This window comes from Paeniglutamicibacter psychrophenolicus (assembly GCF_017876575.1).
Lineage (GTDB): Bacteria > Actinomycetota > Actinomycetes > Actinomycetales > Micrococcaceae > Paeniglutamicibacter > Paeniglutamicibacter psychrophenolicus.
Genome location: NZ_JAGIOE010000001.1, coordinates 3,577,116 through 3,601,411, shown reverse-complemented (window position 1 = coordinate 3,601,411; position 24,296 = coordinate 3,577,116). Strand labels below are relative to the sequence as shown.

21 protein-coding genes are annotated in these 24,296 nt (G+C 67.0%); 17 read left to right on the top strand and 4 right to left on the bottom strand.

The genetic code is table 11. The annotated features are described in order from the left end of the window. Positions 1-4: 4 nt before the first annotated feature. The 12 genes from ftsW (at position 5) to dnaE (ending at position 14,011) form a co-directional block, all read left to right on the top strand. Complete coding sequence (ftsW, locus tag JOF46_RS16350; protein ID WP_209908886.1) at positions 5-1,294, top strand: putative lipid II flippase FtsW; 1,290 nt, start codon at positions 5-7, stop codon at positions 1,292-1,294. 39 nt (positions 1,295-1,333) lie between these two features. Next, positions 1,334-2,461 (top strand): undecaprenyldiphospho-muramoylpentapeptide beta-N-acetylglucosaminyltransferase, encoded by a 1,128-nt coding sequence (gene murG, locus JOF46_RS16345; RefSeq protein WP_209908883.1) that lies wholly within the window; start codon positions 1,334-1,336, stop codon positions 2,459-2,461. A 5-nt stretch (positions 2,462-2,466) separates the two neighbouring features. Then, entirely contained in the window at positions 2,467-3,867 is a 1,401-nt protein-coding gene (gene murC / locus JOF46_RS16340) for a UDP-N-acetylmuramate--L-alanine ligase (RefSeq protein ID WP_209908880.1), read from the top strand. Continuing rightward, entirely contained in the window at positions 3,867-4,622 is a 756-nt protein-coding gene (locus JOF46_RS16335) for a cell division protein FtsQ/DivIB (RefSeq protein ID WP_209908877.1), read from the top strand. The genes murC and JOF46_RS16335 overlap by 1 nt, the downstream gene beginning before the upstream one ends. Before the next feature lie 199 nt (positions 4,623-4,821). Next, positions 4,822-5,991: a cell division protein FtsZ gene (gene ftsZ / locus JOF46_RS16330; RefSeq protein ID WP_209908874.1), complete on the top strand. Its 1,170-nt coding sequence runs from the start codon at positions 4,822-4,824 to the stop codon at positions 5,989-5,991. Between the two features lie 38 nt (positions 5,992-6,029). Beyond that, positions 6,030-6,773 (top strand): purine nucleoside phosphorylase YfiH/LACC1 family protein, encoded by a 744-nt coding sequence (locus JOF46_RS16325; RefSeq protein ID WP_209908871.1) that lies wholly within the window; start codon positions 6,030-6,032, stop codon positions 6,771-6,773. Positions 6,774-6,957: 184 nt separating this feature from the next. After that, complete coding sequence (locus JOF46_RS16320) at positions 6,958-7,491, top strand: cell division protein SepF (RefSeq protein ID WP_071213502.1); 534 nt, start codon at positions 6,958-6,960, stop codon at positions 7,489-7,491. 21 nt (positions 7,492-7,512) lie between these two features. Further along, complete coding sequence (locus JOF46_RS16315; protein WP_071213501.1) at positions 7,513-7,818, top strand: YggT family protein; 306 nt, start codon at positions 7,513-7,515, stop codon at positions 7,816-7,818. Between the two features lie 214 nt (positions 7,819-8,032). Continuing rightward, positions 8,033-8,722 carry a DivIVA domain-containing protein gene (locus tag JOF46_RS16310; protein ID WP_209908869.1) on the top strand — a complete coding sequence of 230 codons (690 nt, stop codon included), beginning with the start codon at positions 8,033-8,035 and terminating at the stop codon, positions 8,720-8,722. 84 nt (positions 8,723-8,806) lie between these two features. Further along, positions 8,807-9,412, top strand: a complete 606-nt coding sequence (lspA, locus tag JOF46_RS16305) for a signal peptidase II (protein ID WP_425355065.1) — start codon at positions 8,807-8,809, stop codon at positions 9,410-9,412. Beyond that, positions 9,409-10,347, top strand: coding sequence for an RluA family pseudouridine synthase (locus JOF46_RS16300; RefSeq protein WP_209908866.1), 939 nt, complete (start codon positions 9,409-9,411; stop codon positions 10,345-10,347). Before lspA ends, JOF46_RS16300 begins: the two co-directional genes overlap by 4 nt. Positions 10,348-10,444: 97 nt before the next feature. Continuing rightward, entirely contained in the window at positions 10,445-14,011 is a 3,567-nt protein-coding gene (dnaE, locus tag JOF46_RS16295; RefSeq protein ID WP_209908863.1) for a DNA polymerase III subunit alpha, read from the top strand. 42 nt (positions 14,012-14,053) lie between these two features. Here dnaE and JOF46_RS16290 read toward each other — a convergent pair whose 3' ends face one another. Next, on the bottom strand, positions 14,054-14,557 hold the full coding sequence (locus tag JOF46_RS16290; protein WP_209908860.1) for an SRPBCC domain-containing protein: 504 nt from the start codon (positions 14,555-14,557) through the stop codon (positions 14,054-14,056). 168 nt (positions 14,558-14,725) lie between these two features. Between JOF46_RS16290 and hisD the strand changes: the two genes are divergently transcribed. Continuing rightward, positions 14,726-16,084 (top strand): histidinol dehydrogenase, encoded by a 1,359-nt coding sequence (hisD, locus tag JOF46_RS16285; RefSeq protein WP_209908857.1) that lies wholly within the window; start codon positions 14,726-14,728, stop codon positions 16,082-16,084. 150 nt (positions 16,085-16,234) lie between these two features. Further along, positions 16,235-16,723: a transcriptional regulator NrdR gene (gene nrdR / locus JOF46_RS16280; protein WP_113760932.1), complete on the top strand. Its 489-nt coding sequence runs from the start codon at positions 16,235-16,237 to the stop codon at positions 16,721-16,723. Positions 16,724-16,845: 122 nt separating this feature from the next. Here the strand turns inward: nrdR and ppgK are convergent, their stop codons facing one another. After that, positions 16,846-17,628 carry a polyphosphate--glucose phosphotransferase gene (gene ppgK / locus JOF46_RS16275; protein ID WP_209908854.1) on the bottom strand — a complete coding sequence of 261 codons (783 nt, stop codon included), beginning with the start codon at positions 17,626-17,628 and terminating at the stop codon, positions 16,846-16,848. Positions 17,629-17,682: 54 nt separating this feature from the next. Beyond that, complete coding sequence (gene map, locus JOF46_RS16270; protein WP_209908851.1) at positions 17,683-18,558, bottom strand: type I methionyl aminopeptidase; 876 nt, start codon at positions 18,556-18,558, stop codon at positions 17,683-17,685. A 135-nt stretch (positions 18,559-18,693) separates the two neighbouring features. On the opposite strand from map, the gene JOF46_RS16265 reads away from it, so the two are divergent. After that, entirely contained in the window at positions 18,694-18,888 is a 195-nt protein-coding gene (locus tag JOF46_RS16265) for an SPOR domain-containing protein (protein WP_209908847.1), read from the top strand. Positions 18,889-18,912: 24 nt separating this feature from the next. Here the strand turns inward: JOF46_RS16265 and panB are convergent, their stop codons facing one another. After that, the gene (panB, locus tag JOF46_RS16260) at positions 18,913-19,767 is read right to left on the bottom strand and encodes a 3-methyl-2-oxobutanoate hydroxymethyltransferase (RefSeq protein ID WP_245348160.1); all 855 of its coding nucleotides are present in this window, start codon (positions 19,765-19,767) and stop codon (positions 18,913-18,915) included. 124 nt (positions 19,768-19,891) lie between these two features. On the opposite strand from panB, the gene glnA reads away from it, so the two are divergent. Together glnA and JOF46_RS16250 are read left to right on the top strand one after the other, a co-directional pair. Continuing rightward, a complete protein-coding gene (gene glnA, locus JOF46_RS16255) occupies positions 19,892-21,232 on the top strand; it encodes a type I glutamate--ammonia ligase (protein ID WP_209908841.1) in 1,341 nt (446 codons plus the stop codon). Positions 21,233-21,253: 21 nt separating this feature from the next. Then, positions 21,254-24,274, top strand: coding sequence for a bifunctional [glutamine synthetase] adenylyltransferase/[glutamine synthetase]-adenylyl-L-tyrosine phosphorylase (locus tag JOF46_RS16250; RefSeq protein WP_209908838.1), 3,021 nt, complete (start codon positions 21,254-21,256; stop codon positions 24,272-24,274). Positions 24,275-24,296 lie beyond the last annotated feature (22 nt).

Genomic DNA, 24,296 nt, shown 5'->3' with positions numbered 1-24,296 from the left:
CACCGTGAGCGGCACTTCCCGGACCCCACGCGGCAAGGGCGCCAAGTCGGGCACCCCGGGCCCGGCGCGCGGCCGGGGACGGGAACCACGCGGGCCCGCCGCCTGGTTCACCCGCCTCGAGGACCCCTCGCTGCGTGGCGCCCAGATCAACTACTACGTCGTGCTGGGCACCACGTTGGCGCTGACCTTCATGGGCCTGATCATGGTGCTTTCCTCCTCGTCGGTGGAGGCCATCGCCCGGAACAAGTCGGCCTTCGGCGACTTCTCCCGCCAGTCGATGTGGGCGATCCTCGGGATCGCGGCAATGGTCGGCATGCAGATGCTGCCGCTGCGGACCCTCAAGAAGCTGGCCTGGCCTGCGCTGGGCGTCGCCGCGGCGCTGCTGCTGGCCGTGCTGGCCTTCGGCACGGAGATCTACGGCAACAAGAACTGGATCTACATCGGGTCCTTCTCCATCCAGCCCTCGGAGTTCGCGAAGGTCGCCCTGGCCCTGTGGGGCGCGTGGGTGGTCGAACGCAAGGCGAACCTGATGGACCAGTGGAAGCACGCCGTCATCCCGCTGCTGGTGCCCTTCGGGCTGCTGGTGGTCGGGCTGGTGCTGCTGGGCCACGACCTGGGCACCGCGCTGATCCTGCTGCTGATCCTGGCCGTGGTGATGTTCGTCGGCGGCGCCAAGGCCAGGCTCTTTGTGCTGGCCGGGCTGCTGGGCGTGGTGGGGATCCTGGTCATGGTGCTGGTGGCGCCCAACCGCATGGGCCGCATCCTGGCCTGGCTGGGCATTGCCTGCGGGGACCTGAACGACTACTGCTACCAGGCCCAGCAGGGGCTGTTCGCCCTGGCCTCCGGAGGCTGGTTCGGCGTCGGGCTCGGCCAGTCCCGGCAGAAGTGGTCACACATCCCCGAGGCGCAGAACGACTTCATCTTCGCGGTGCTCGGCGAGGAACTGGGCCTGCTGGGCACCATCTTCGTGATCGTGCTCTACGCGATGCTGGCGGTGGCCATGTACCGGATTGCGGTGCGCACCGGGACCATCTTCGGGCGGGTGGCCATCAGCGGCATCATGGCCTGGCTCATCGGGCAGGCGTTCATCAACATCGGGATGGTCACCGGCCTGCTCCCGGTGATCGGCGTCCCGCTTCCCTTCATCTCTTCCGGCGGCTCGGCCCTGCTTGCCGCGTTCCTGGGCGTCGGGGTGGTACTGTCCTTTGCCCGGGAACAACGCGTCCGGCTGCAGCCTGCCGGAACCCCGCGCGGACTGGCGGCCCTGCTGGCCAGGGCGCGGGCCGAACGCTGAAACCACTTCCCACACCTTCGAAAGCAGCACACCTTGCCCATGACTGACGCATTTGCCGTGGTGGTCGCCGGCGGCGGCACGGCCGGACACATCACCCCCATGATCGCGATCGCCGACGCCCTGCGCCAGGCGGACCCCCACACCGCCGTCACCGCGGTGGGAACCGCCGACGGCCTGGAAACCAGGCTGGTCCCCGAGGCCGGCTACGAGCTGCGCACCATCGCCAAGGTGCCGATGCCGCGCCGCCCCTCCGTGGACCTGCTCAAGCTGCCCTTCCGCTTCGTGGCAGCGATCAAGGCCGCCGGGAAGATCCTGGACGACACGCACGCCCGGGCCGTGCTCGGGGTCGGCGGCTACGTGTGCACCCCGGTGTACCTCGCGGCAAGGAAGCGCAAGCTGCCGATCTTCATCCACGAGGCCAACGCCCGGGCCGGGCTGGCCAACAGGGTCGGTGCCCGCTACGCCGCCGGCGTCGGGGCCGCCTTCAGCGGCACCGGGCTGCCCGGGGCCAAGGTCGTCGGCATGCCGATGCGCGGCTTCGTGGCAACCATGGACCGCGACGCGCAGCGCGATGCGGCCCGCGCGGCCCTGGGCTTCACCGGGGACGCACCGGCATTGGTGGTCACCGGGGGCTCCTCCGGGGCCGCCTCGATCAACTCCACCATCGCCGCGTCGCTGCCGCTGCTGGCGCGCGCCGGGGTGCAGGTGCTGCACATCACCGGCCGCGGCAAGGCGATGCTCGATGCCGCCGGCCAGCCGCTGGCCGCCGCGGGGTACCGGCAGGTCGAGTACGTGGACTCCATGGACCAGGCCTACGCCGCAGCCGATTTGATCGTCGCCCGCTCGGGCGCCGGCACGGTGTGCGAGCTCGCGGTGGCCGGGACCCCCTCGGTGCTGGTCCCGCTGCCCATCGGCAACGGGGAGCAGCGCCTGAACGCCGCGGACCTGGTCGCCGCCGGGGGAGCGCTGCTGGTGGAGGACGCGCAGTTCACCACCTCGTACCTGGCCAACACGCTGCTGCCGCTGCTGGCCGACAAGGACGCGCTGGCCTCCATGGGGGCTGCCGCCAAGACGCAGGGCAGGGCCGATGCGGCCGCCGTCATGGCGGCGATGATCCGCCAGGGCCTGGGCCGCACGACGCCGCAACCAACCACCACGGGAAGCTAAGGGACATGCAGGAACTACACACACTTGAGAACCTGGGCAACGTCCACCTGATGGGCATCGGCGGGGTCGGGGTCTCCGCGGTGGCCAGGTTGATGCTGGCCCGCGGCCTGAACGTCTCGGGAACCGACGCCAAGGAGCTGCCGGTCCTGGACGACCTGCGCGAAGCCGGGGCGCGGATCTGCGTGGGCTACGCCGCCGAGAACCTTGGCGACGCCGACACCGTGGTCATCTCCTCGATCATCAAGGCCGGGAACCCCGAGTACGACGAGGCGGTGGCCCGCGGGCTGCGCATCCTGCACCGCTCCCAGGGCCTGGCCGCCACCATGGAGGGGCACCGGGTCATCACCGTGGCCGGCACCCACGGCAAGACCACCACGACCTCGCTGATCGCCTACATGCTGCGCGAGGCCGGGATCTCCCCGACCTTCGCCGTAGGGGCGAACATCGGCTCGCTGGGGTTCAACGCCGAGTACGGGCAGGGCCGGGTGTTCGTGGCCGAGGCCGACGAATCCGATGCCTCGTTCCTGAACTACTCCCCGGACGTCGCGGTGATCACCAACATCGAGGCCGACCACCTGGACCACTACGGCTCCGTGGAGGCCGTGCACCAGGCGTTTTACGATTTCGCGTCGCTGCTGCCCGAGGACGGGCTGCTGATCTGCTGCGCCGACGACCCCGGCTCGCTGGCCCTGGCCGTGCGGATGCGCCGCGAGCGCCCGGACCTGCGGGTGCAGACCTACGGCTTCTCCGAGGACGCCGACCGCCGCCTGGCCGATGCCCACCCGCGCGGACAGCGCTTCGCCTGCACCCTGGAATGGGGCGCCGGGGAATCCGCCGAGCTGGAACTCGCCCTGCCGGGGAACCACAACCTGCTCAATGCCGCCGCGGGCTTCGCCGTGGGCCTGGACTGCGGGTTGGATCCCGAGGTCGCGGTGGCCGGGCTCGGTGCCTTCACCGGCGCGGCGCGCCGCTTCGACTTCCGCGGCGAGGCCGCCGGGGTGCGGGTCTATGACGACTATGCCCACCACCCCACCGAGGTGCTGGCGGCGCTGCGTGCCGCCCGTGCCGTGGCCGGCGACGGGGCGGTCCACGTGTTGTTCCAGCCGCACCTGTTCTCCCGCACCAAGGAATTCCACCGCGAGTTCGCCGCGGCGCTCTCGCTGGCCGATTCGGCGTACGTGCTGGAGATCTACCCGGCGCGCGAAAGCCCGATCCCCGGGGTGACCAGCGAATTGGTGACCCGCGAGCTGAACACCGCCGGAGGGCTGGTGTCCATGGGCCGGGCCGCAGGGGTGCTGGCCGCGGCCGCGAAGGCCGGGGACGTCGTGATGACCATCGGTGCCGGGGACGTCACCGAGCAGGGCAGCGCCATCCTGGCCGCCCTGGAAGAACGCCCGGGCAGCTGATGCGGGGCAACACCGGGTCGGGGCCGGGGGATTCGAACGTCCTGGACCTGCCGCAGGACCCCGCGGTGCGTGCCAGGAAACGCTGGCTCATCGGCGGCGCTGTGGTTGCCGCGCTGGTCGTGGCGTTGGTGCTGGTGCTGACGTTTTCCCCGATCCTGGCCATCAAGTCGATCACTGTCTCGGGCAATGAGCTGGTCAGCGAGAAGAAGATCCAGCAGGCCCTGGAGCCGCTGCACGGGGTCCCGCTCTCGCGGGTCGGGACCGGCACCGTCATGGACTTGCTGGCGGGGGAGCCGGCGGTGAAGGACGCGATCGTGCAGGCCGAGGCGAACAACACGCTGCAGGTCCAGATCGTGGAATTCGTTCCGGTGGCGGTGCTGCTCGAGGGCAAACAACGTTCGCTGGTGGGCCCGGACGGGCAGCTTTTGGCAAAGCTGGGGGCCAAGAAGAAGCCGAAGCTTCCCACCATCCGGTCCTCGAAAGTGACCAAGGATCCCAAGGTGTTTTCGATGCTCACCCGGGTTCTCTCAGAACTACCCGATAAGCTGTTGGCGACCGTGGATCATGCAACGGCCACCAGCAAGGACTTTGTCGAGCTCAAGCTCAACGACGGGACACTGGTGATTTGGGGCAACGACCAGGAATCGGCGCTCAAGACAAAGGTTCTTGAAGCACTTTTGGGGGCCCCGAAGGACAAGAAGGCACCGATCAAGGTGTACGACATTTCCAGCCCACAGCACCCGGTGGCCCGTTAACGGTCCGCCAAAGGCATAATTACAAGAAAAAACAACGACTTAGGGGCGACACGCTGCCTTGGTCGTTGCATGTACGAACCACGAAACATAGCGTTTTAACAGCGGTTGCTTGACATAACTATAACCTTCGAGTTGAGGGTTAACGTTGGTCCGGTTGAGCTTCCTCGGTCAGCAGCACATCGAACAAGGGAATCAGGACGTGGCAGCTCCACAGAACTACCTCGCCGTCATCAAGGTCGTCGGCATCGGCGGTGGCGGCGTCAACGCCGTCAACCGCATGATCGAAGTTGGCCTGCGAGGCGTCGAATTTATTGCAATCAACACGGATGCGCAGGCATTGCTCATGAGCGATGCCGACGTCAAGCTCGATGTGGGCCGCGAACTCACCCGCGGCCTGGGCGCCGGCGCCAACCCCGACGTGGGACGCCAGGCAGCCGAGGACCACGCGGAGGAGATCGAGGAAGTGCTGCGCGGGGCCGACATGGTCTTCGTGACCGCAGGCGAAGGCGGCGGCACCGGCACCGGTGGCGCACCCGTCATCGCCCGAATCGCCCGCGGACTCGGCGCGTTGACCATTGGCGTGGTCACCCGTCCGTTCACCTTCGAGGGCCGCCGCCGCGCCACCAGCGCCGACAACGGCATCGAGGCGCTGCGCGACGAGGTCGACACCCTCATCGTCATCCCCAACGACCGACTGCTCTCGATCTCCGACCGCAACGTCTCGGTCCTGGACGCATTCCGCCAGGCCGACCAGGTGCTGCTTTCCGGCGTCCAGGGCATCACCGACCTGATCACCACCCCGGGCCTGATCAACCTCGACTTCGCCGACGTCAAGTCGGTCATGCAGGGAGCCGGCTCGGCACTCATGGGCATCGGCTCGGCCCGCGGCGAGGATCGCGCGGTCAAGGCCGCCGAGCTCGCCATCGCCTCCCCGCTGCTCGAGGCCTCCATCGACGGCGCCCACGGCGTCCTGCTGTCCATCCAGGGCGGCTCGGACCTCGGCCTGTTCGAGATCAACGAGGCCGCACGCCTCGTCCAGGAAGTCGCACACCCGGAAGCCAACATCATCTTCGGCGCCGTCATCGACGACGCCCTGGGAGATGAGGCACGCGTGACAGTGATCGCCGCCGGTTTCGACCAGGTCGACGCCACCAGCGCCCCGCAGACCCTGCAGCCTGCGGTCCGCAACGCCCCCGCGGCCCCGGCAGCGGCACCCGCCGCCCCCGTGGCGGCACCGGCGGCGGCGCGCGAGGAAGTACGCTCGGCGGTTGCCACGGCCGAGCCGGGCTTCGAGGAACTCCCTGCCATCGTTGAGCCGGATCTCTCGGCCACCAACGACGACCTGGATGTCCCCGACTTCCTGAAGTAGGCGGGAAACCGCCGGAGAGGGATCCTTCAAGGCCCACCATGTTGCGATACCAATCGACGCTCGCCCCGAGCGTGCACATTGCATTCACTTCCGTGGCCGAAGGAAACCTTGCCTTCCACGTTCCGGATGATCGCGACGCCGTGCTGCTGCGGCGTCGCGATCTGGAACGGGACCTGGGCCTGGGCCCGAAGCGGTTCAGCTACATGGACCAGATCCACTCGGCCACGGTGCTCGAAGTGGCCGAGGATTCCCGGGACACCGGGATCCCCACCTGCGACGCCCTGCTCAGCGGGAACGCCGCGGCGCCGCTGGCCGTGATGGTCGCCGACTGCGTTCCGGTGGTCTTCGTCGGAACCGGGGAGCACGGCGCCCTCAGCGCCGTCGCACACGCCGGACGCCGCGGACTGCTCGACGGCATCCTGGGCGCCACCGCCGAACGCTTGCGTGCAGCCGGTGCCCGGCAGATCGAGGCCTGGATCGGGCCGGCCATCTGTGGCGCCTGCTACGAGGTTCCCGAGGCCATGGCCGCCGAGGCTTGCGGGCAACGCCCCGGGATCGGATCGAGAACCCGCCAGGGAACCACCGGGCTGGACCTGCCGCACGCCGCGGCAACCGAATTGCGAGACCTTGGCATCAGGGTCACCGAATCGGGGATCTGCACCCTGGAGAACGCGGACTACTTCTCCTACCGCAGGGATCCGCGCACCGGACGGCTGGCCGGACTGGTGTGGGACGCCGCCGGCCTGGGCTCTCCGGGAATCGAACCGGGCTCCCAGCGCTAGGCCGAGGGCCAACCCCCGGGCACCACCTTGCGGGGCCGCCGTGGCGAACCCCCCGCGGGGCGACACACCGCGCTAATCGCCCCAATGTCCTCCGGCACCGCCAAATGGTGCTGTAGCGTCTAGTTAGCGGAGAGACTTGCGGTTCGGTAAACCGCCGACCGCGCACGATCAAAAGGAGAAGACCATGGCTGGCGCATTGCGCAAGACAATGATCTACCTGGGACTCGCCGAGGGTGACGAGAACTTCGAGGCCGAGAAGCACGACATTGAAGCGCGTGAAGAAGTGCGCGTTGTCGAGCCGGTCCGCGAAGAGCCGGTTGCCGCACAGCCTGCTCCGGTAGCACCAGTGGCACCCCGCCCTGTCATCGAAAACGAATACCGGGCTCCGGTAACACCCATCAAGCGCGCACCTTCTGCACGGGACGAGGACTCTTCATTGCGTCAGATCACCACCGTTCATCCACGTTCTTACAATGATGCAAAAATCATTGGTGAGAACTTCCGTGATGGCATCCCCGTCATCATGAACGTCACGGACATGGGTGAAGCAGACGCCAAGCGCCTGGTTGATTTCTCCGCGGGACTGGTCTTTGCCCTGCATGGCAGCATCGAGCGCGTCACCAACAAGGTGTTCCTGCTTTCACCCTCCACGGTCGAGGTCCTGGGTGAGGACAAGAAGCAGTCCGAAGACCAGGCCACGTTTTTCAACCAGAGCTAAGTCCAAGGGTTCGAAGGAATAGTGGAGCTAATTTTCGCACTGCTGTATGTGGTGCTGACGGTGCTGCAAGTCATGTTGCTCTTGCGCATAGTGCTTGATGTCACGGAGTCTTTTGCGCGCTCGTGGCGTCCGCGCGGCATGGCGTTGGTGGCGGTCTCGCTGATCGCCAAGACCACCGACCCGCCGATGCGCTGGTTGCGCTCGCGCATAAAACCGCTTGATCTCGGGGGAATCCGCCTGGATCTGGCGTTCATCATTTTGTTCTTCGCTGTCATCGTGCTCAAGATTATTGTGAACAACTTGGGCATGGCTACGGTGCAGGGATAGGCCTTGAGAGAGGCATGAATTACGGTGCGACAAGGCCCAAGGCAAGAGACTTTTGGAAAGAAAGTGCGTTGCCTTTAGCCTTTACCGGTCCAGTCGTTATAGTGTTGTCACATTAGGCGCAACGACTGCACCGGGTTGCGCACCAATAAACGGTAAGTGTACTCGGGCCGCACTTCAGCGGTTCGAGGAGAGAACCAAGTATCGAGGTGACCAGATGGCTCTCACGCCAGAAGATGTAGTCAACAAGCGATTTCAGCCGACGAAGTTTCGTGAAGGCTACGATCAGGATGAAGTTGACGATTTCCTAGACGAGATCGTTGTCGAGCTACGTCGTCTGACGCAGGAGAATGACGAACTGCGTCGCCGCCTGTCGGAAGCCGGCATCAGCGAAGGCGAACAGTCCGTTCCTGCCCCTGTGGCGGCCGCACCGGCAGCCAAGCCCGCCGAGGCCGACAAGCCCAAGGAAGCCAAGGCTCCCGAGGTCAAGAAGGCAGAGCCCAAGGCAGCCGAAGCACCCAAGGCCGCAGAGCCGGCCAAGGTTGTTGCAGCAGCCCCGGCCGCAGCTCCAGCCCAGGCTTCCACCGCCGAATCGGCGGCAGGCGTTCTCGCCATGGCCCAGCGCCTGCACGACGAATACGTCTCCGCGGGTGTTGAACAGCGTGACAAGATCATCGCCGAAGCCCAGGTCGAGGCCAACAGCCTTGTTTCCGAAGCCGAGGAAAAGAGCCGCAAGACCCTCTCCGCCCTGGAACAGCAGAAGACTGTCCTGGAGCGCAAGGTCGAGCAGCTGCGTGGTTTCGAACGCGACTACCGTGCACGCCTGAAGACCTACATCGAGGGCCAGCTTCGCGACCTCGAAGCCAAGGGCTCCATGGACACGGCAGACGCCAAGGACAACGGCTAATCTGCTTCACCACTTGCCTCGCATATTGATGGCTTAAGATTGTTGGCGGTCGGGTTACCGACCGCCAACAATGCGTTAAAGGACATGATGGAAAACAGCTCCGTACCACCGGCACCACAGGGTGCCGCCAAGCCCGCGGCAGGCAGTGCCACCCGGCGCCACCTGGTGCTCGCCACGAGCACCCTGGCCGTCCTGGCACTGGTCCTCGACCAGTTCACCAAGCGCATCGTTGAAACCAGCATGTACGAGGGCCAGGTGATCGATGTCTTCCCGCCGCTGCTGCGCTGGTACTTCATCAAGAACTCCGGTGCAGCCTTCTCCATGGGTGAGGGCGTCACCTGGATTTTCACCATCATCCAGGCCGCGGTGCTGCTCTATGTCGCGATCTTCCTGGTGCGCAAGGTCCGCGTCTGGTCCTGGGCACTGGCCCTGGGCGGGCTGATGGGCGGGGTGGCGGGAAACCTCACCGACCGGCTGTTCCGTCCGCCGTCCTTCGGGCACGGGCACGTGGTCGACTTCATCGCCCTGCCGAACTTTGCCATCTTCAATGTCGCGGACATGTTCATCGTCTGTTCGATGGTCGTCATCTGCCTGTTGCTGTTCACGGGCCGGGAATTCGATGGCAGCAGGTCCGGCTCCAAGAACAAGCCCGGGACCGAGCCCGGCACCGATACCCAGGAGATGCCGTGAGCGGCGAACGCACCGAAACACTCCAGGTCTCCGAGGAAGATGCCGGCACACGCATGGATGCCTTCCTGGCCCAGCGGCTGGAGATCTCCCGAGGCCAGGCGGCACTGCTGTGCACCGAAGGCAACGTCACCATTGACGGCAAGGCCCTGGGAAAGTCCCGCAAGGCCCCTGCGGGGGCAACCATCGAAGTCTTCATCCCGCTTCGTCCGGACCCACTAGAAATCAGGGTAGAACTCGTGGAAGACCTCAAGATCATTGCCGACGACGATGACTACGTCGTCATCGACAAGCCCGTGGGCGTCGCCGCACACCCCTCGCCGGGCTGGGTCGGGCCCACCGTTGTCGGGGCCCTGATGGCCGCCGGCTACCGGATTTCCACCTCCGGCGCCTCCGAACGCCAAGGCATCGTGCACCGGCTCGATGTGGGCACCAGCGGGCTGATGGTCGTTGCCAAGACCGAACGCGCCTACACGGCACTTAAGCGGGCTTTCAAGGAACGCACCCCGAAGAAGATCTACCACGCGGTGGTCCAGGGCCTGCCCGATCCGCTGGAGGGCACCATCAACGCCCCGCTGGGACGGCACCCGGGCCACGACTGGAAGTTCGCCGTCGTCGAGGACGGCCGCGACTCGGTGACCCACTACAAGGTCATCGAGGCCTTCGGCCGGGCCTCGCTGGTGGAGGTCAACCTGGAAACCGGGCGCACCCACCAGATCCGCGTGCACTTCTCCGCACTGCGCCACCCGTGCGCCGGGGACCAGACCTACGGGGCGGACCCGAAGCTGGCCGCCGCCCTGGGACTGACCCGGCAATGGCTGCACGCCCAGCGCCTGGGCTTCTTCCACCCGGTGAGCGGCGAATGGGTCGAATACACCAGCGAATACCCGCTGGACCTGAACAACGCCCTGGAAATGCTGCGCGACGGCAGCTTCTAGGACCATCGGCGGCACCCGAGGCACGGCTTCGGGTGCCGCTATTCACATCCGGTTCGATTGGCCAGCATTGCTTGACGCAACGGCCTAGACTGGATCGGTGGCTAGCTCAAATCGCGATGGATTCGTACACCTTCACACGCACACCGAATACTCAATGCTTGACGGTGCTGCGCGCCTGACAGAACTCTTTGAAGAGACCAACCGGCTCGGGATGACCGCCCTGGCCACCACCGACCACGGCTATTTGTTCGGTGCCTTCGACTTCTGGTCCAAGGCAACCGCCGCCGGCGTCAAGCCGATCATCGGCATCGAGGCCTACGTCACCCCGGGCACCGCGCGCGACGACAAGACCCGCGTGAAATGGCGCACCGACGAGTCCCAGCGCCGCGACGACGTCTCCGGCGGCGGCCTCTACACCCACATGACGCTGCTGAGCTACAACAACACCGGCATGAAGAACCTGTTCAAGGCCTCCTCCATCGCCTCGCTCGACTCGGTCTTCGGCAAGTACCCGCGCCTTGACCGCGACCTGCTGAACACGTACCACGAGGGCATCATCGCCACCACCGGCTGCCCTTCCGGAGAGGTGCAGACCAAGCTGCGCCTGGGCCAGTACAACGAGGCCAAGGCGGCCGCGGCCGAATTCCAGGACCTGTTCGGCAAGGAAAACTACTTCTGCGAGTTCATGGACCATGGCCTGGACATCGAACGCCGGGTCACCCAGGACCTGCTGCGCCTGGCCAAGGAACTGGACATCCCGCGGCTCGCCACCAACGACCTGCACTACACCCACGAGCACGACGCCCCGGCCCACGAGGCCCTGCTGGCCATCAACTCCGGGTCCACGCTGGACGAGCCGACGTACGACCAGGGCGGTTCGCGCTTCGCCTTCTCCGGTTCCGGCTACTACCTCAAGTCCCCGGCCGAAATGCGCCACCTGTTCAGGGAAATGCCCGACGCCTGCGACAACACGCTGCTGATCGCCGAGCGCGCCGAGGTCTCCTTCGACACCAGCGCCAACTACATGCCGCGCTTCCCCTGCCCGCCCGGGGAGGACGAGACCAGCTGGCTGATCAAGGAAGTCGACACCGGGCTGCACTACCGCTATCCCAACGGCATCCCGGACGACGTACGCCGCCAGGCGGACTACGAGCTCGACGTCATCATCAAGATGGGTTTCCCCGGCTACTTCCTGGTCGTGGCCGACTTCATCAACTGGTCCAAGGACAACGGCATCCGCGTGGGACCGGGACGTGGTTCCGGTGCCGGTTCCATGGTCGCGTACGCCATGCGCATCACCGACCTGGACCCGTTGCTCCACGGGCTGATCTTCGAACGCTTCCTGAACCCCGAGCGCGTCTCCATGCCCGACTTCGACGTCGACTTCGATGATAGGCGCCGCTCGGAAGTGATCAGGTACGTCACCGAGAAGTACGGCGACGAACGCGTGTCGATGATCGTGACCTACGGGTCGATCAAGACCAAGCAGGCGCTGAAGGACTCCTCGCGCGTGCTGGGCTACCCCTTCTCCATGGGCGAGCAGCTGACCAAGGCGCTGCCCCCGGCCGTCATGGCCAAGGACATCCCGCTCAACGACATCGAGGACCCCAAGTCCAAGCGCTACTCCGAGGCCGGGGACTTCCGCCAGCTGGTGGCCACCGACCCGGAAGCCGCGCGCGTCTTCGAGACCGCCAAGGGCCTGGAGGGGCTCAAGCGCCAGTGGGGCGTGCACGCCGCGGGTGTCATCATGAGCTCGGACCCCATCATCGACGTCATCCCGATCATGCGCCGCATCCAGGACGGCCAGGTCATCACGCAGTTCGACTACCCGACCTGTGAAGGCCTGGGGCTGATCAAGATGGACTTCCTGGGCCTGAGAAACCTCACCATCATTTCCGACGCCCTGGAAAACATGAAGGCGAACCAGGGCGTGGACCTGGACCTCGAGCGCCTGGAGCTGGACGACGCCGGCGCCTACGAGCTGATGGCCCGCGGCGACACCCTGGGCGTCTTCCAGCTCGACGGCGGGCCCATGCGCTCGCTGCTCAAGCTCATGCGCCCGGACAACTTCGAAGACATCTCCGCGGTGCTCGCGCTCTACCGCCCGGGCCCGATGGGCGCCAACTCGCACAACAACTACGCGTTGCGCAAGAACAAGCTCCAGGAAGAAACCCCGATCCACCCGACACTCCTGGAGCCGCTGCGGGAGATCCTGGGCGGAACCTACGGCCTGATCGTGTACCAGGAGCAGGTCATGTCCATCGCGCAGAAGCTGGCCGGCTTCTCGCTGGGCCAGGCAGACATCCTGCGCCGCGCCATGGGCAAGAAGAAGAAATCGGAACTGGACAAGCAGTTTGCCGGCTTCTCCCAGGGCATGCTGGACAACGGGTACACCATGGAGGCCGTCAAGGCCCTGTGGGACATCCTGCTTCCCTTCTCCGACTACGCCTTCAACAAGGCGCACTCGGCCGCCTACGGGGTCATCTCCTACTGGACCGCATACCTCAAGGCCCACTACCCCTCCGAATACATGGCAGCCCTGCTGACGTCCGTCGCTGACGACAAGGACAAGACGGCCATGTACCTCAACGAATGCCGGCACATGGGCATCACCGTGCTGGCCCCGGACGTGAGCGAATCGGCGCTGAACTTCACCCCGGTCGGCACCGACATCCGCTTCGGCATGGGCGCGATCCGCAACGTCGGCGCCAACGTCGTCAACGCCCTGGTCGAGGCCCGCAACGAAAAGGGCAAGTTCGAGAACTTTGCCGATTTCCTGCAGAAGGTCCCGGCGGTGGTCTGCAACAAGCGCACCATCGAATCCCTGATCAAGGCCGGAGCCTTCGACTCCATGGGCCACGCGCGCCGCGCCCTGGTGGCCATCCACGAGGAGGCCGTGGATTCGGTCATTGCGGTCAAGCGCAACGAGGCGGCCAACCAGTTCGACCTGTTCAGCGCGTTCGACGACCCCACCGCCGCGGCGGGCATGACGGTGGCTGTGCCGGATCTCCCGGACTGGGAAAAGAAGGACAAGCTCGCCTTCGAACGCGACATGCTGGGCCTGTACGTCTCGGACCACCCGCTCAAGGGCCTGGGCGGGTTGCTGGCCCAGAACGCCGACATGTCCGTCACCCAGGTGCTCTCCGAGGATGGGCCGCAGGACGGTCACACCGTCACCATCTGCGGCATGATCACCTCGCTGCAGCGCCGCATCGCCAAGAAATCCGGCAACCCGTATGCGCGTTGCGAGATCGAGGACCTTTCCGGGTCCATGGAAACCATGTTCTTCGGCAACGCCTACGCGCCCATTGCCAACGTTTTGGCCGAGGACCTGATCGTGGTGGTCAAGGGCCGGGTGCAGAAACGCGACGACGGCTCCATCACGCTCAACGCCCAGGAACTCACGGTCCCGGAGATCAGCGAGGACGGCGAGGGCGGGCCGGTGGTCATCTCCATGGCCAACCACAAGGCCACCGAGGAAGTCATCTCCGCGCTCGGCGACGTGCTGCGCGTGCACCAGGGCACCACCGAGGTGCGCGTTAAGCTGCACAGCACCCGCGGGACCTCGCTGGTGCGCCTGGGCTTGGAGTACCGGGTCAACCCGAACTCGGCGCTCTTCGGGGACCTGAAGGTGCTGCTGGGCCCCACCTGCCTGGACGGCTAGGGTACGGGTCCCGGCTGCGCCGCGGCTGCGGCACCGGCACGGCTACTGCTGCCCGGGCGCCGCGGCGTAGGCGTCGGCCAGCGCGGGATAGAACTCGTCCCACGCCACCTCGTCGGGGTTTTCCCCCAGCGTGTGGGCGATGGCCCGTTGCATGTAGTACTCCCAGCCCGGCCCCATGTTCCGCGGGTCGTCCGCATCACCGAGCACCTGGTGGAATTCCAGCTCGCACCCGCCGGCGGCCGGCCTGATCACCAGGCCCATGCCCCAGCCGCCGAACTTGCTTGTCGTGGTGTACTCGAGTTCGTGCGGCGCCCGGCACCGGGTGATATCCAGTTCCTCGGGATCCGATTCCGCCCCGCCCTCGAGCATCGAGAAGGTGCGCTTGCCGGTGGCCTCGTCGGTGCGCAACACCCCGATCCACCCGGCCAGGGCCGTGGCGTCGGTGAAGGTTTCCCAAAGCCGCTGCGGGGTCACCTCCACGAAGCGGGTGATGACGATCCGGGACTTGCCCTCGTGCATTTGTGTCGATCCGTGTGCCTCGCGCATGGTGAAGTGATTCCTTTGCCCGTCGATGGTTTGGTCTTGGAAGAAGCCTAGGCCACCGGGCCCGGCGGCGGACAGGGACATGGGGCCGGGGGCACCGGGATTACGACGACCAAGTCATCTGTGGCCAGGGCTGACGCGCCGGGCCCCGGCGCGCGATAAACTGGCGTGGTGACTTCCAACGTACGCCCCCAGACCTTCTCCGCCCTCCAGGACCTCGACCTGCGAGGTGCCGCCCTTGACCATGCAAGCCTCAAGGCGGTGCTGCCGCGCCCGGAACTGAACTTCGCCACCGCGGCGGAAGCGGTCGAATCGATCATCCGCCGCGTGCGCACCGACGGATTTTCCGCCCTGTCCGAGCTCGCCGAGCAGTTCGACGGCGTGCAGCAGGACCACACCCGGGTTCCGGCAGAGGCCATGGAACGGGCCCTGGAGGAGCTCGACCCCACGGTGCGGGCGGGCCTGGAGGAATCCATTGCCCGGGCCCGCGTCTTTGCCGCGGCCCAGGTGCCCGGCGAGACCCGGGTCGAATACGGTGCCGGTGCCACCGTCACCCAGCGCTGGGTCCCGGTGCGCCGGGTGGGCCTGTACGTCCCGGGCGGGCTGGCCGTGTACCCCAGCTCGGTGATCATGAACGCCGTGCCCGCCCTGGCCGCGGGCGTCGGCTCCCTGGCCATCGCCTCGCCCCCGCAGAAGGAATTCGGCGGGCTGCCCCACCCCGCGATCCTGGCCGCCGCCCAATTGCTGGGCGTCAGAGAGGTCCACGCCATCGGCGGGGCCCAGGCCATTGCCGCCTTCGCCTACGGCGTTCCGGCCGGTGCGGGAATGGACCCGGGGCTGGCCATCGAGCCCGTCGACGTGGTCACCGGACCCGGCAACCTCTTCGTGGCCACCGCCAAGCGTCTGGTCAAGGGCGTGGTCGGCATCGACGCCGAGGCCGGGCCCACCGAGATCGCGATCCTTGCCGACGCCACGGCGAACCCCGCCTTCATCGCCGCCGACATGGTCTCCCAGGCCGAACACGACCCCAACGCCGCCGCGGTGCTTGTCACCGATTCCCCCGAGCTTGCCGAGGCGGTGCGCGAGGCGCTGGAAAACCAGTGCGCCACCACCAAGCACTCCGAGCGGGTGCGCATCGCGCTGGGCGGGAACCAGTCGGCGATCATCCTGGTCGACGACGTCGCCGCCGGGATCGCGGTGTGCAACGTGTACGCCGCCGAGCACCTGGAAATCCACACGGCCAACGCCGCAGCCGACGCCGCAAGGATCACCGCGGCGGGTGCCGTGTTCGTCGGGCCCGACGCCCCGGTGAGCCTGGGGGACTACTGCGCCGGCTCCAACCACGTCCTGCCGACCAGCGGGACCGCGGCCTTCGCCTCCGGGCTGAACGTAAACACCTTCCTGAAGGCCATCCAGGTCATCGACTACGACCGTTCCGCCCTGGCCGCGGTGGCACCGCACGTGATCGCGCTGGCCAACGCCGAGGACCTGCCGGCCCACGGGGATGCGGTGGCCATCCGCTTCCCGTAGGGCGACCGGGTCAAGCCGGCGGCCATGGTGCCAGATTGTGAGTACAACCACAACATGTGGTAATCACATTGTTGTGATTAGGCTATATATGGCCCTAAACTGATCCCGGGCACGTATGTGCCCGGCAAAAAGACCCGAGGAAGGGGTGCCATGTACTGTCCCTATTGCAGGCACACCGATTCGCGCGTCGTGGACAGCCGGTTGACCGATGACGGCACCGCGATCCGCCGTCGCCGGCAGTGCGCCGCCTGCGGACGCCGGTTCAGCACCGCCGAGACCACCAGCCTGAATGTGCTCAAGCGTTCCGGGGTGGCCGAGCCATTCAGCCGCGCGAAGGTCATCAACGGCGTGCGCAAGGCCTGCCAGGGCCGGCCCGTCACGGACGACGACCTGGCCGTGCTGGCCCAGGAAGTCGAGGAAGCGGTGCGCTCCAGCGGAGCGGCGGAAATCAACGCCCGCGAGGTCGGGCTGGCGATCCTTGCCCCGCTGCAGCGCCTCGACGAGGTGGCCTACCTGCGCTTTGCCAGCGTGTACCAGGACTTCAAGTCGCTCGAGGACTTCGAGCTGGCCATCGCCAAGCTGCGGGCCGAACGCGAGACCCGGCCGGTGGGGCACCAGCGCCCGCTGGGCGCCCGCTAGGCCGGAACGCCCGCAGGGGCCCGTGGCATCAACCGCAAACGGCGGGCCGCCCGGCCATTCCCTTCACCGAAACGTGATTGGGGATGGCAGGCGGCCCGCCGTTGTTTTTGTGCCCGTAAGGTCTAGGAAAGCGCCGACTGCAGTGCCGCGCCGACGATGCCGGCGTTGTTCTTGGACTTCGCCGTGGTGATCGGGGTGGCGATAGAAAGCTGCGGCAGGTAGTCGTCGGCGCGCTTGGAGATGCCGCCGCCAATGATGAACAGGGTTGGGGAGAAGAGGAACTCCACGTGGGAGAAGAACCGCTGCAGGCGCACCGCGTACTCGTCCCAGGACAGGTCGTCGCGTTCGCGGGCCGACGCGGAGGCGCGGGCCTCGGCGATGGCCGAGTCGATTTCCAGGTGGCCGAGCTCCAAGTTGGGAACCAGCACGCCGTTGTGGATCAGGGCCGAGCCGATGCCCGTGCCCAGGGTGATGACCAGCACCGTCCCGTCGACACCGACGCCCGCACCGAAGTGCACCTCGGCCAGTCCCGCGGCGTCGGCGTCGTTCATGACATGGACCGGGCGCCCCAGCTGCCCGGTGAACAACGCATCGACGTCCGTGCCGATCCACGACTTGTCCACGTTGGCCGCCGAGCGTGCCACTCCGCGGTGGATGATCGCCGGGAAGGTGACCCCCACCGGGGTCCCCGCGCCGGGGGCGTCCCCGCGGGCATCGAGCTCGGCCACGATCTTGGCCACGACCTCGGCCACCGCGGCCGGGGTCGCCGGCTGCGGGGTGTCGATGCGGACGCGTTCGCCGATCAGCTTCCCGATCGAGAGGTCGACGATGCCGCCCTTGATGCCGGTGCCGCCGATATCGATGCCGATGGCCAGGGGAGTCGGGGTGGATGCGCTATGTGTCATGCGGTTGGGATTCCTTCTCGAACGGGTACTTGACGGGGCGGGTGGTGCCCTGCGCTAGGGCAGGGTCAGGATCTCGGCGCCGTCCTCGTTGACGAGCAAGGTGTGTTCAAATTGTGCGGTCCGCTTGCGGTCCTTGGTGGTGGCGGTCCAGCCGTCGTCCCACATGTCCCACTCGATGGTGCCCAGGGTGAGCATGGGTTCGATGGTGAACGTCATGCCCTCTTCGATGAGCTGGCTGTAGGCCGGTGCGGCATCGTAGTGCGGGATGATCAAGCCGGTATGGAAGGATTCTGCCACGCCGTGACCGGTGAAGTCCCGCACCACGCCATAGCCGAAGCGTTTTGCGTAGGCGGAGATGGTGCGGCCGATGACGTTGATCTCCCGGCCCGGCATGACCGACTTGATGGCCCGGCGCAGGGATTCCTCGGTCCGCTCGACCAGCAGCCGGGATTCCTCGTCCACGTCCCCGGCCAGGAAGGTGGCGTTGGTGTCGCCGTGGACCCCGCCGATGAACGCGGTGATGTCGATGTTCACGATGTCCCCGTCCTGCACCACGGTGGTGTCGGGGATGCCGTGGCAGATGACCTCGTTGATCGAGGCGCACAGCGACTTGCTGAAGCCGCGGTAGCCCAGGGTCGAGGGGTAGGCCTTGTGGTCCAGCAGGAACTCGTGCCCGATCTTGTCAAGCTCGTCGGTGGTGACACCCGGGACGACGGCACGGCCGACCTCCGCCAGTGCCTGGGCCGCGATCTTCGAGGCCACGCGCATCTTCGCGATGATCTCGGGGGAGCGGACCTCCGGGGCATCGGACTTGCGCGGTGCGGGGCGCCCGACATACTCGGGGCGGGGGATCGAGGCGGGGACGGTTCGTTGCGGAGTGGGGGTCCCTGGAACCAGGGAACCAATGGGCGCGGTTGAAGCTAAAGGCATGGTTTCCATTCTAGCGGTGTGACGGGACCCCAAGCCACGGGGCATTCCCGTTTCGCAAGGCATCCCGCGGCCTCCCGGCGGTAGGGTGGGGGCATACCGAGTCACGGTGCAGGAATGAAAGGTGGGTCAGTCCCGATGAGTGGAGCATTGCCCGGCGAGGGCGAATTCTGGTTCAACATCACCACCGGCCAGGTGGAGTCCGGTCCGCAGGCGGATTGGTCAAAGCTCCTGGGCCCCTACAGGTCGCGGGCCGAGGCCGAACTTGCCATGAGCAAGGTGCGCGAACGCAACGAACAGTGGGACGAGGCGGACGAGGAAGACGAGGACTAAGGGAAGGGAGCGGGCGAGGGCCCGCTACTGCCCGAACTCGTGTTCCGGGCCCGGGAAGACGCCGCCAAGGACCTCGTCGTGGTACGCGGCGGCGGCACCGGCCACCACCGAGCGCAGGTCCGCGTACTTCTTCACGAAGCGGGCACCCTTGCCCGCGCCGAGCCCGAGCATGTCCTGCCACACCAGCACCTGCCCGGTGGTGGCGCCGCCGGCACCGATGCCCACGGTGGGAACGTGCAGGGAGGCATCGACCCGGGCTGCGGTTTCGGTGGGAACCATTTCCATCAGCACGGCAAACGCGCCGGCGGCCTCCAGTGCCTGGGCATCGGCAACCATTGCGTCGGCCGCATCGCCGCGGCCCTGCACCCGGTAGCCGCCCAGGGCATGTTCGGACTGCGGGGTGAAGCCGATGTGCGCCATCACCGGCACGCCGGCGGCGACCAGCGCCCGCACATGCGGGACAAAGTACTCCCCGCCCTCGAGCTTGACCGCCTGCACCCCGCCCTCCTTCATCAGCTTCACCGCCGAGGCCACGGCTTGTTCGGGCGACACCTCGTAGGAACCGAAGGGAAGGTCGCACACCACCAGTGCGCGCTTGGCCCCGGAAACCACCGACTTGGCGAAGACGACCATGTCATCAAGGGTGATCGGCAGCGTGGAGGAGTATCCCATCACGGTGTTTGCCGCAGAATCACCCACCAGCAGCACCTCGATGCCGGCGGAATCGAAGATGGAAGCCATCATGGTGTCGTAGGCGGTCAGCATCGCGAACTTCGCACCCTGGTCCTTGGCCGATTGCAGGTGGTGCAGCCGGATGCGGGCGGCGGATGCGGTGCCTGGGGAGGCCGGACTTGCTGGTGTGGAAGGATGAGCACTCATGGGCAAGAGACTAATGCACATCTAGGTGAAGCGGTCGTTCCGTGTCATGAACCCAAAAACGTATAAAGTGAGTCAGTGGGGGCGGGAACCGCCGCCAAAGAACCCCTTGTGGAAGGAACCCGCCGTGGATCGCCAGCAGGAATTCGTCCTTAGAACCATTGAAGAACGAGACGTGCGTTTTGTGCGCCTGTGGTTCACGGACGTGGTTGGTTCCATGAAATCCGTGGCCCTGGCCCCCGCCGAGGTCGAGGGCGCCTTCGAGGAGGGCCTGGGATTCGACGGCTCCTCCATCGAGGGATTGTCGCGCATCTACGAATCGGACATGCTGCTGCAGCCGGACCCCTCCACCTTCCAGATCCTGCCGTGGCGCGGCGAGGTCGAACCGACCTCACGGATGTTCTGTGACATCCTGACCCCCGACGGGCTGCCGGCTGCCGCCGACCCCCGCCACGTGCTCAAGCGCCAGCTGGCAGTTGCCTCCGAGATGGGCTTCACCTGCTACACGCACCCGGAAATCGAATTCTATTTGTTACGCTCCGCCGAGCTGGGCCCCGACGGCTACCCGGTTCCCGTTGACCGGGGCGGATACTTCGACCACGTCACCGGAGGCGTCGCGCAGGACTTCCGCCGCACCGCGGTCACGATGCTCGAGGCCGTGGGAATCTCCGTGGAGTTCAGCCACCACGAGAATGGCCCGGGGCAGAACGAGATCGACCTGCGCTACGCCGATGCACTGCAAACCGCCGACAACGTGATGACCTTCCGCACCGTGATCAAGGAAGTCGCGATCCAGCAGGGCATCTACGCCACGTTCATGCCCAAGCCGTTCTCGGACGAGCCGGGTTCGGGCATGCACACCCACTTCTCCCTCTTCGAGGGCGACACCAATGCGTTCTTCGAGGCCGGGCGGGAATTCCAGCTCTCTGACACGGCGCGCCAGTTCATTGCCGGGATCCTGCACCACGCCCCGGAATTCACGGCCGTGACCAACCAGTTCGTGAACTCCTACAAGCGCCTCTGGGGCGGCGGGGAGGCCCCGAGCCACAGGTCCTGGGGGCACAACAACCGCTCGGCCCTGGTCCGCGTGCCGCTGTACAAGCCCGGCAAGGGCCAGAGCGCCCGCGTGGAGTACCGCGGCATCGACTCGGCCACCAACCCCTACCTGGCCTACGCCTGCCTGCTGGGTGCCGGGCTGAAGGGCATCCAGGAAGGCTACGAGCTCGAGCCGCAGGCCGAGGAGGACGTCTGGGGTCTGAGCAGCGCCGAACGCCGCGCCTCCGGGCACGACCCGCTGCCCGGCTCCCTGCACGACGCGATCCGCGCCATGGAGGAATCCGAACTGGTCGCCGAGATCCTGGGCGAACAGGTCTTCACCTCGTTCCTGCGCAACAAGCGTGACGAGTGGGAGGCCTACCGGCAGAACGTCAGCCCGTTCGAGCTGCGCCGCTACCTGGGGATCCTCTAGGTCGACGGGGGAGCGAATTTCGTGCAGATCTCCACGCGGCAGTTGATTTCCGCCGGGTTCGACGACCTGGAGCGGGCCAAGCGTTTTCTGGGCGACAAGGAACTGGCGGGCGTCGACCACGCGGCGCTCGTGGGGCACCTGGCCCACGCCGCCGACCCGGACCAGGCGCTGCTGTCGCTGATCCGCCTGGTTCCGCATGCTCCTGCGGCGCTGGAACTGGTCGCCGACCCGCGCACCGCCCCGGGGTTCCTGCGCCTGCTGGGCGCCTCCGGGGCGATGGCGAACTTCATGATCCGCGAACCCGGGTGCCTGGAGGTCTTTCGGACCCCGGCCCCCGAACGCATGGCGGGCCGCGAAGCGATGGAACTGCGTGCCCAGTTGCTGCGCGCCGTGGGCGCCGATCCGGCCTCCGCGATCCCGCCGGTGGCAGGGGTGTCGGGCGAAGAGGGCTACCGGGTGCTGCGCGTGGCCTACCGCAGGGCGCTGCTTTCCCTGGTCCACCGCGACCTCGGTGCCGCCGATGCGCTCGAGGCGATGCCGGAGGTCGGCCGGGAACTGGCCGACCTTGCCGCCGCCGCCATCGAGGGGGCCCTGGCCATCAGCAGGGCCGAGGCCGCCGCACGCTTTTCCGTCGAGGACGTAGCCGATGTGCGCCTGGCGGTGATCGGCATGGGCAAGTGCGGCGCCCACGAACTGAACTACGTCTCGGACGTCGATGTCATCTACGTCCACTCGTCCGAACGCCTCGACGAGGAGCTGGCCCACACCGTGGCCACGGAACTGGCCTCCGGAATCTCCCGGGCCATCGACGCCTCCGGAACCGAGCCGGGACTCTGGGAAGTCGATGCCAACCTGCGCCCGGAGGGCAAGGACGGCGCCCTGAGCCGGACCCTGGAATCCCACGCCGCCTACTACGGGCGCTGGGCCGCGTCCTGGGAGTTCCAGGCGCTGCTCAAGGCCCGGGCGATCGCCGGGGACGCCGAGCTGGGTGCCGCCTACGAGGCCATGGTCGCCCCGCTGGTTTGGGGTGCCTCGGAACGCGACGGATTCGTCGAGTCGGTGCAGCGCATGCGCCGGCGGGTCACCGCAAACATCAAGCCGGCCGAGCTGGCGCACCAGATCAAGCTGGGCCCCGGCGGGTTGCGGGATGTCGAATTCACCGTCCAGCTGCTCCAACTGGTCCATGGCAGGGTCGACGAGACGCTGCGCGTGCGCTCCACCACCGGGGCCATCGCCGCGCTTTCCCTGGCCGGGTACATCGGGCGCGACGACGCCAGGAAATTCGACAGCTCCTACCGTTTCCTGCGCGTGCTCGAGCACCGCATCCAGCTCGTGAACCTGCGTCGGACCCACCTGATGCCGCACAAGGAGTCGGGCCAGCGCGTGCTGGCCCGGGCGCTGCGCTCCACCCTGGGCATCGAGCTGTCCACCGCCGCGGCGCTGCTGGAACGCTGGGGCGAGACCAAGAAGCTGGTGCGGCTTCTGCACGAGCGGATCTTCTACCGCCCGCTGCTGTCCAATGCCGCCAACCTGTCCGCGGACGAGGTGCGGCTCTCGCCGGAGGCCGCGCAGTCGCGCCTGCGGGCCCTGGGCTACGTGGACCCGAAGGCCGCCATGCGCCACATCGAGGCGCTGACCGGGGGAGTGCGCCGCCGCGCCGCGCTGCAGCGGCAGCTGCTGCCGGTGCTGCTGGGATGGATCGCCGAGGGCGTTGACCCGGATGCGGGGCTGCTGGGGTTCCGGCGGCTGAGCGAGTCCCTGGGCGAATCGCACTGGTACCTGGGCATGCTGCGGGACTCCAACGCGGCGGCCGAGCGATTGTGCAAGATGCTGTCGAACTCCCGCTTCATCACCGACCTCTTGGAGGTCTCCCCGGAATCGACCGCCTGGCTGGGGTCCAAGAAACTGCTTCAGCCCCTGGGCTACGAGGCCCTGTGGGGCGAGATTTCCTCGAAGCTCAAGCGCAATCTCGGTCCGGACCAGGCGATCCGGCTGATCAGGGTGATCCGGCGGCGCGAGATCCTGCGCATCGCCCTGGCCGATGGCGCCGCCGTCATCGACCAGGATGAAGTGGGCAAGGCGCTGACCGACAACGACCGCGCCGCGGTGCGCGGTGCCCTGGAAGTGGCACAGCGGACCGAGTTCGAGACCACCGCGCAGCTGGGCGAGTTCCTGGTGGTCGCCATGGGCAGGCAGGGCGGGCACGAGATCGGCTACTGCTCCGACGCCGACGTGATGTTCGTGCAGCGCGCCTTCGCGGGCTCCGACACCCAGGCCGCCCAGGAGCAGGCATTGCGCATCGCCACCGCGCTGGGCTCCCTGCTGGGCAAGCCCATGGTCCCGGCCATCCAGGCCGAACCGCGGCTCGAGATCGATGCCGCGCTGCGCCCGGAGGGCAAGAGCGGGCCGCTGGTGCGGTCCCTGGCGGCCTACGAGGAGTACTACCGGCGTTGGTCCCAGATCTGGGAGCAGCAGGCGCTGCTGCGGGCCACGCCCATGGCGGGCTCGGAGGAGCTGGCCGCCGATTTCATGGAAATGGTCGGGCCCCTGCGCTACGAGCAGGCGATGGGTGTGGAGCAGGTCCGGGAGATCCGTCGGATCAAGGCGCGCGTGGAGGCCGAACGCCTGCCCCGCGGCGCGGAGCCCGAGCGGCACCTGAAGCTGGGCCGCGGCTCCCTCAGCGATGTCGAATGGCTGGTCCAGCTGATGCAGATGAGCCACGCCAAGGACCATCCGGCACTGCGCACCACCTCGACCCGCCCTGCGCTGGCAGCCATCGCCGAGGCCGGGATCATCCCGGCCGAGGACGTGGCGCTGCTGGACCATGCCTGGTCCCTGGCGACCAGGATCAGGAGCGCCGGTTTGATTTGCACCGGACGGGTCAGCGATGTCCTGCCCAATTCCTGGCGTGACATGGAAGCGGTGGCCCGTTGGTGCGGCTATGCGCCGGGGGAGGCCTCGGTGATGGAGGATGATTACCTCAAGGCCACCCGGCGGGCACGGCAGGTCTTTGAGCGCTACTTCTATGGGTTCGAGGACTGAAAGCCCTAGTGGTCTTTTTCCT

Coding starts and splice junctions, on each gene's coding strand:
- murG (WP_209908883.1), top strand. CDS start 1,334: ATGACTGACGCATTTGCCGTGGTGGTCGCCGGCGGCGGCACGGCCGGA.
- murC (WP_209908880.1), top strand. CDS start 2,467: ATGCAGGAACTACACACACTTGAGAACCTGGGCAACGTCCACCTGATG.
- JOF46_RS16335 (WP_209908877.1), top strand. CDS start 3,867: ATGCGGGGCAACACCGGGTCGGGGCCGGGGGATTCGAACGTCCTGGAC.
- JOF46_RS16325 (WP_209908871.1), top strand. CDS start 6,030: ATGTTGCGATACCAATCGACGCTCGCCCCGAGCGTGCACATTGCATTC.
- JOF46_RS16320 (WP_071213502.1), top strand. CDS start 6,958: ATGGCTGGCGCATTGCGCAAGACAATGATCTACCTGGGACTCGCCGAG.
- JOF46_RS16310 (WP_209908869.1), top strand. CDS start 8,033: ATGGCTCTCACGCCAGAAGATGTAGTCAACAAGCGATTTCAGCCGACG.
- lspA (WP_425355065.1), top strand. CDS start 8,807: ATGATGGAAAACAGCTCCGTACCACCGGCACCACAGGGTGCCGCCAAG.
- JOF46_RS16290 (WP_209908860.1), bottom strand. CDS start 14,557: ATGCGCGAGGCACACGGATCGACACAAATGCACGAGGGCAAGTCCCGG.
- nrdR (WP_113760932.1), top strand. CDS start 16,235: ATGTACTGTCCCTATTGCAGGCACACCGATTCGCGCGTCGTGGACAGC.
- ppgK (WP_209908854.1), bottom strand. CDS start 17,628: ATGACACATAGCGCATCCACCCCGACTCCCCTGGCCATCGGCATCGAT.
- map (WP_209908851.1), bottom strand. CDS start 18,558: ATGCCTTTAGCTTCAACCGCGCCCATTGGTTCCCTGGTTCCAGGGACC.
- JOF46_RS16265 (WP_209908847.1), top strand. CDS start 18,694: ATGAGTGGAGCATTGCCCGGCGAGGGCGAATTCTGGTTCAACATCACC.
- panB (WP_245348160.1), bottom strand. CDS start 19,767: ATGAGTGCTCATCCTTCCACACCAGCAAGTCCGGCCTCCCCAGGCACC.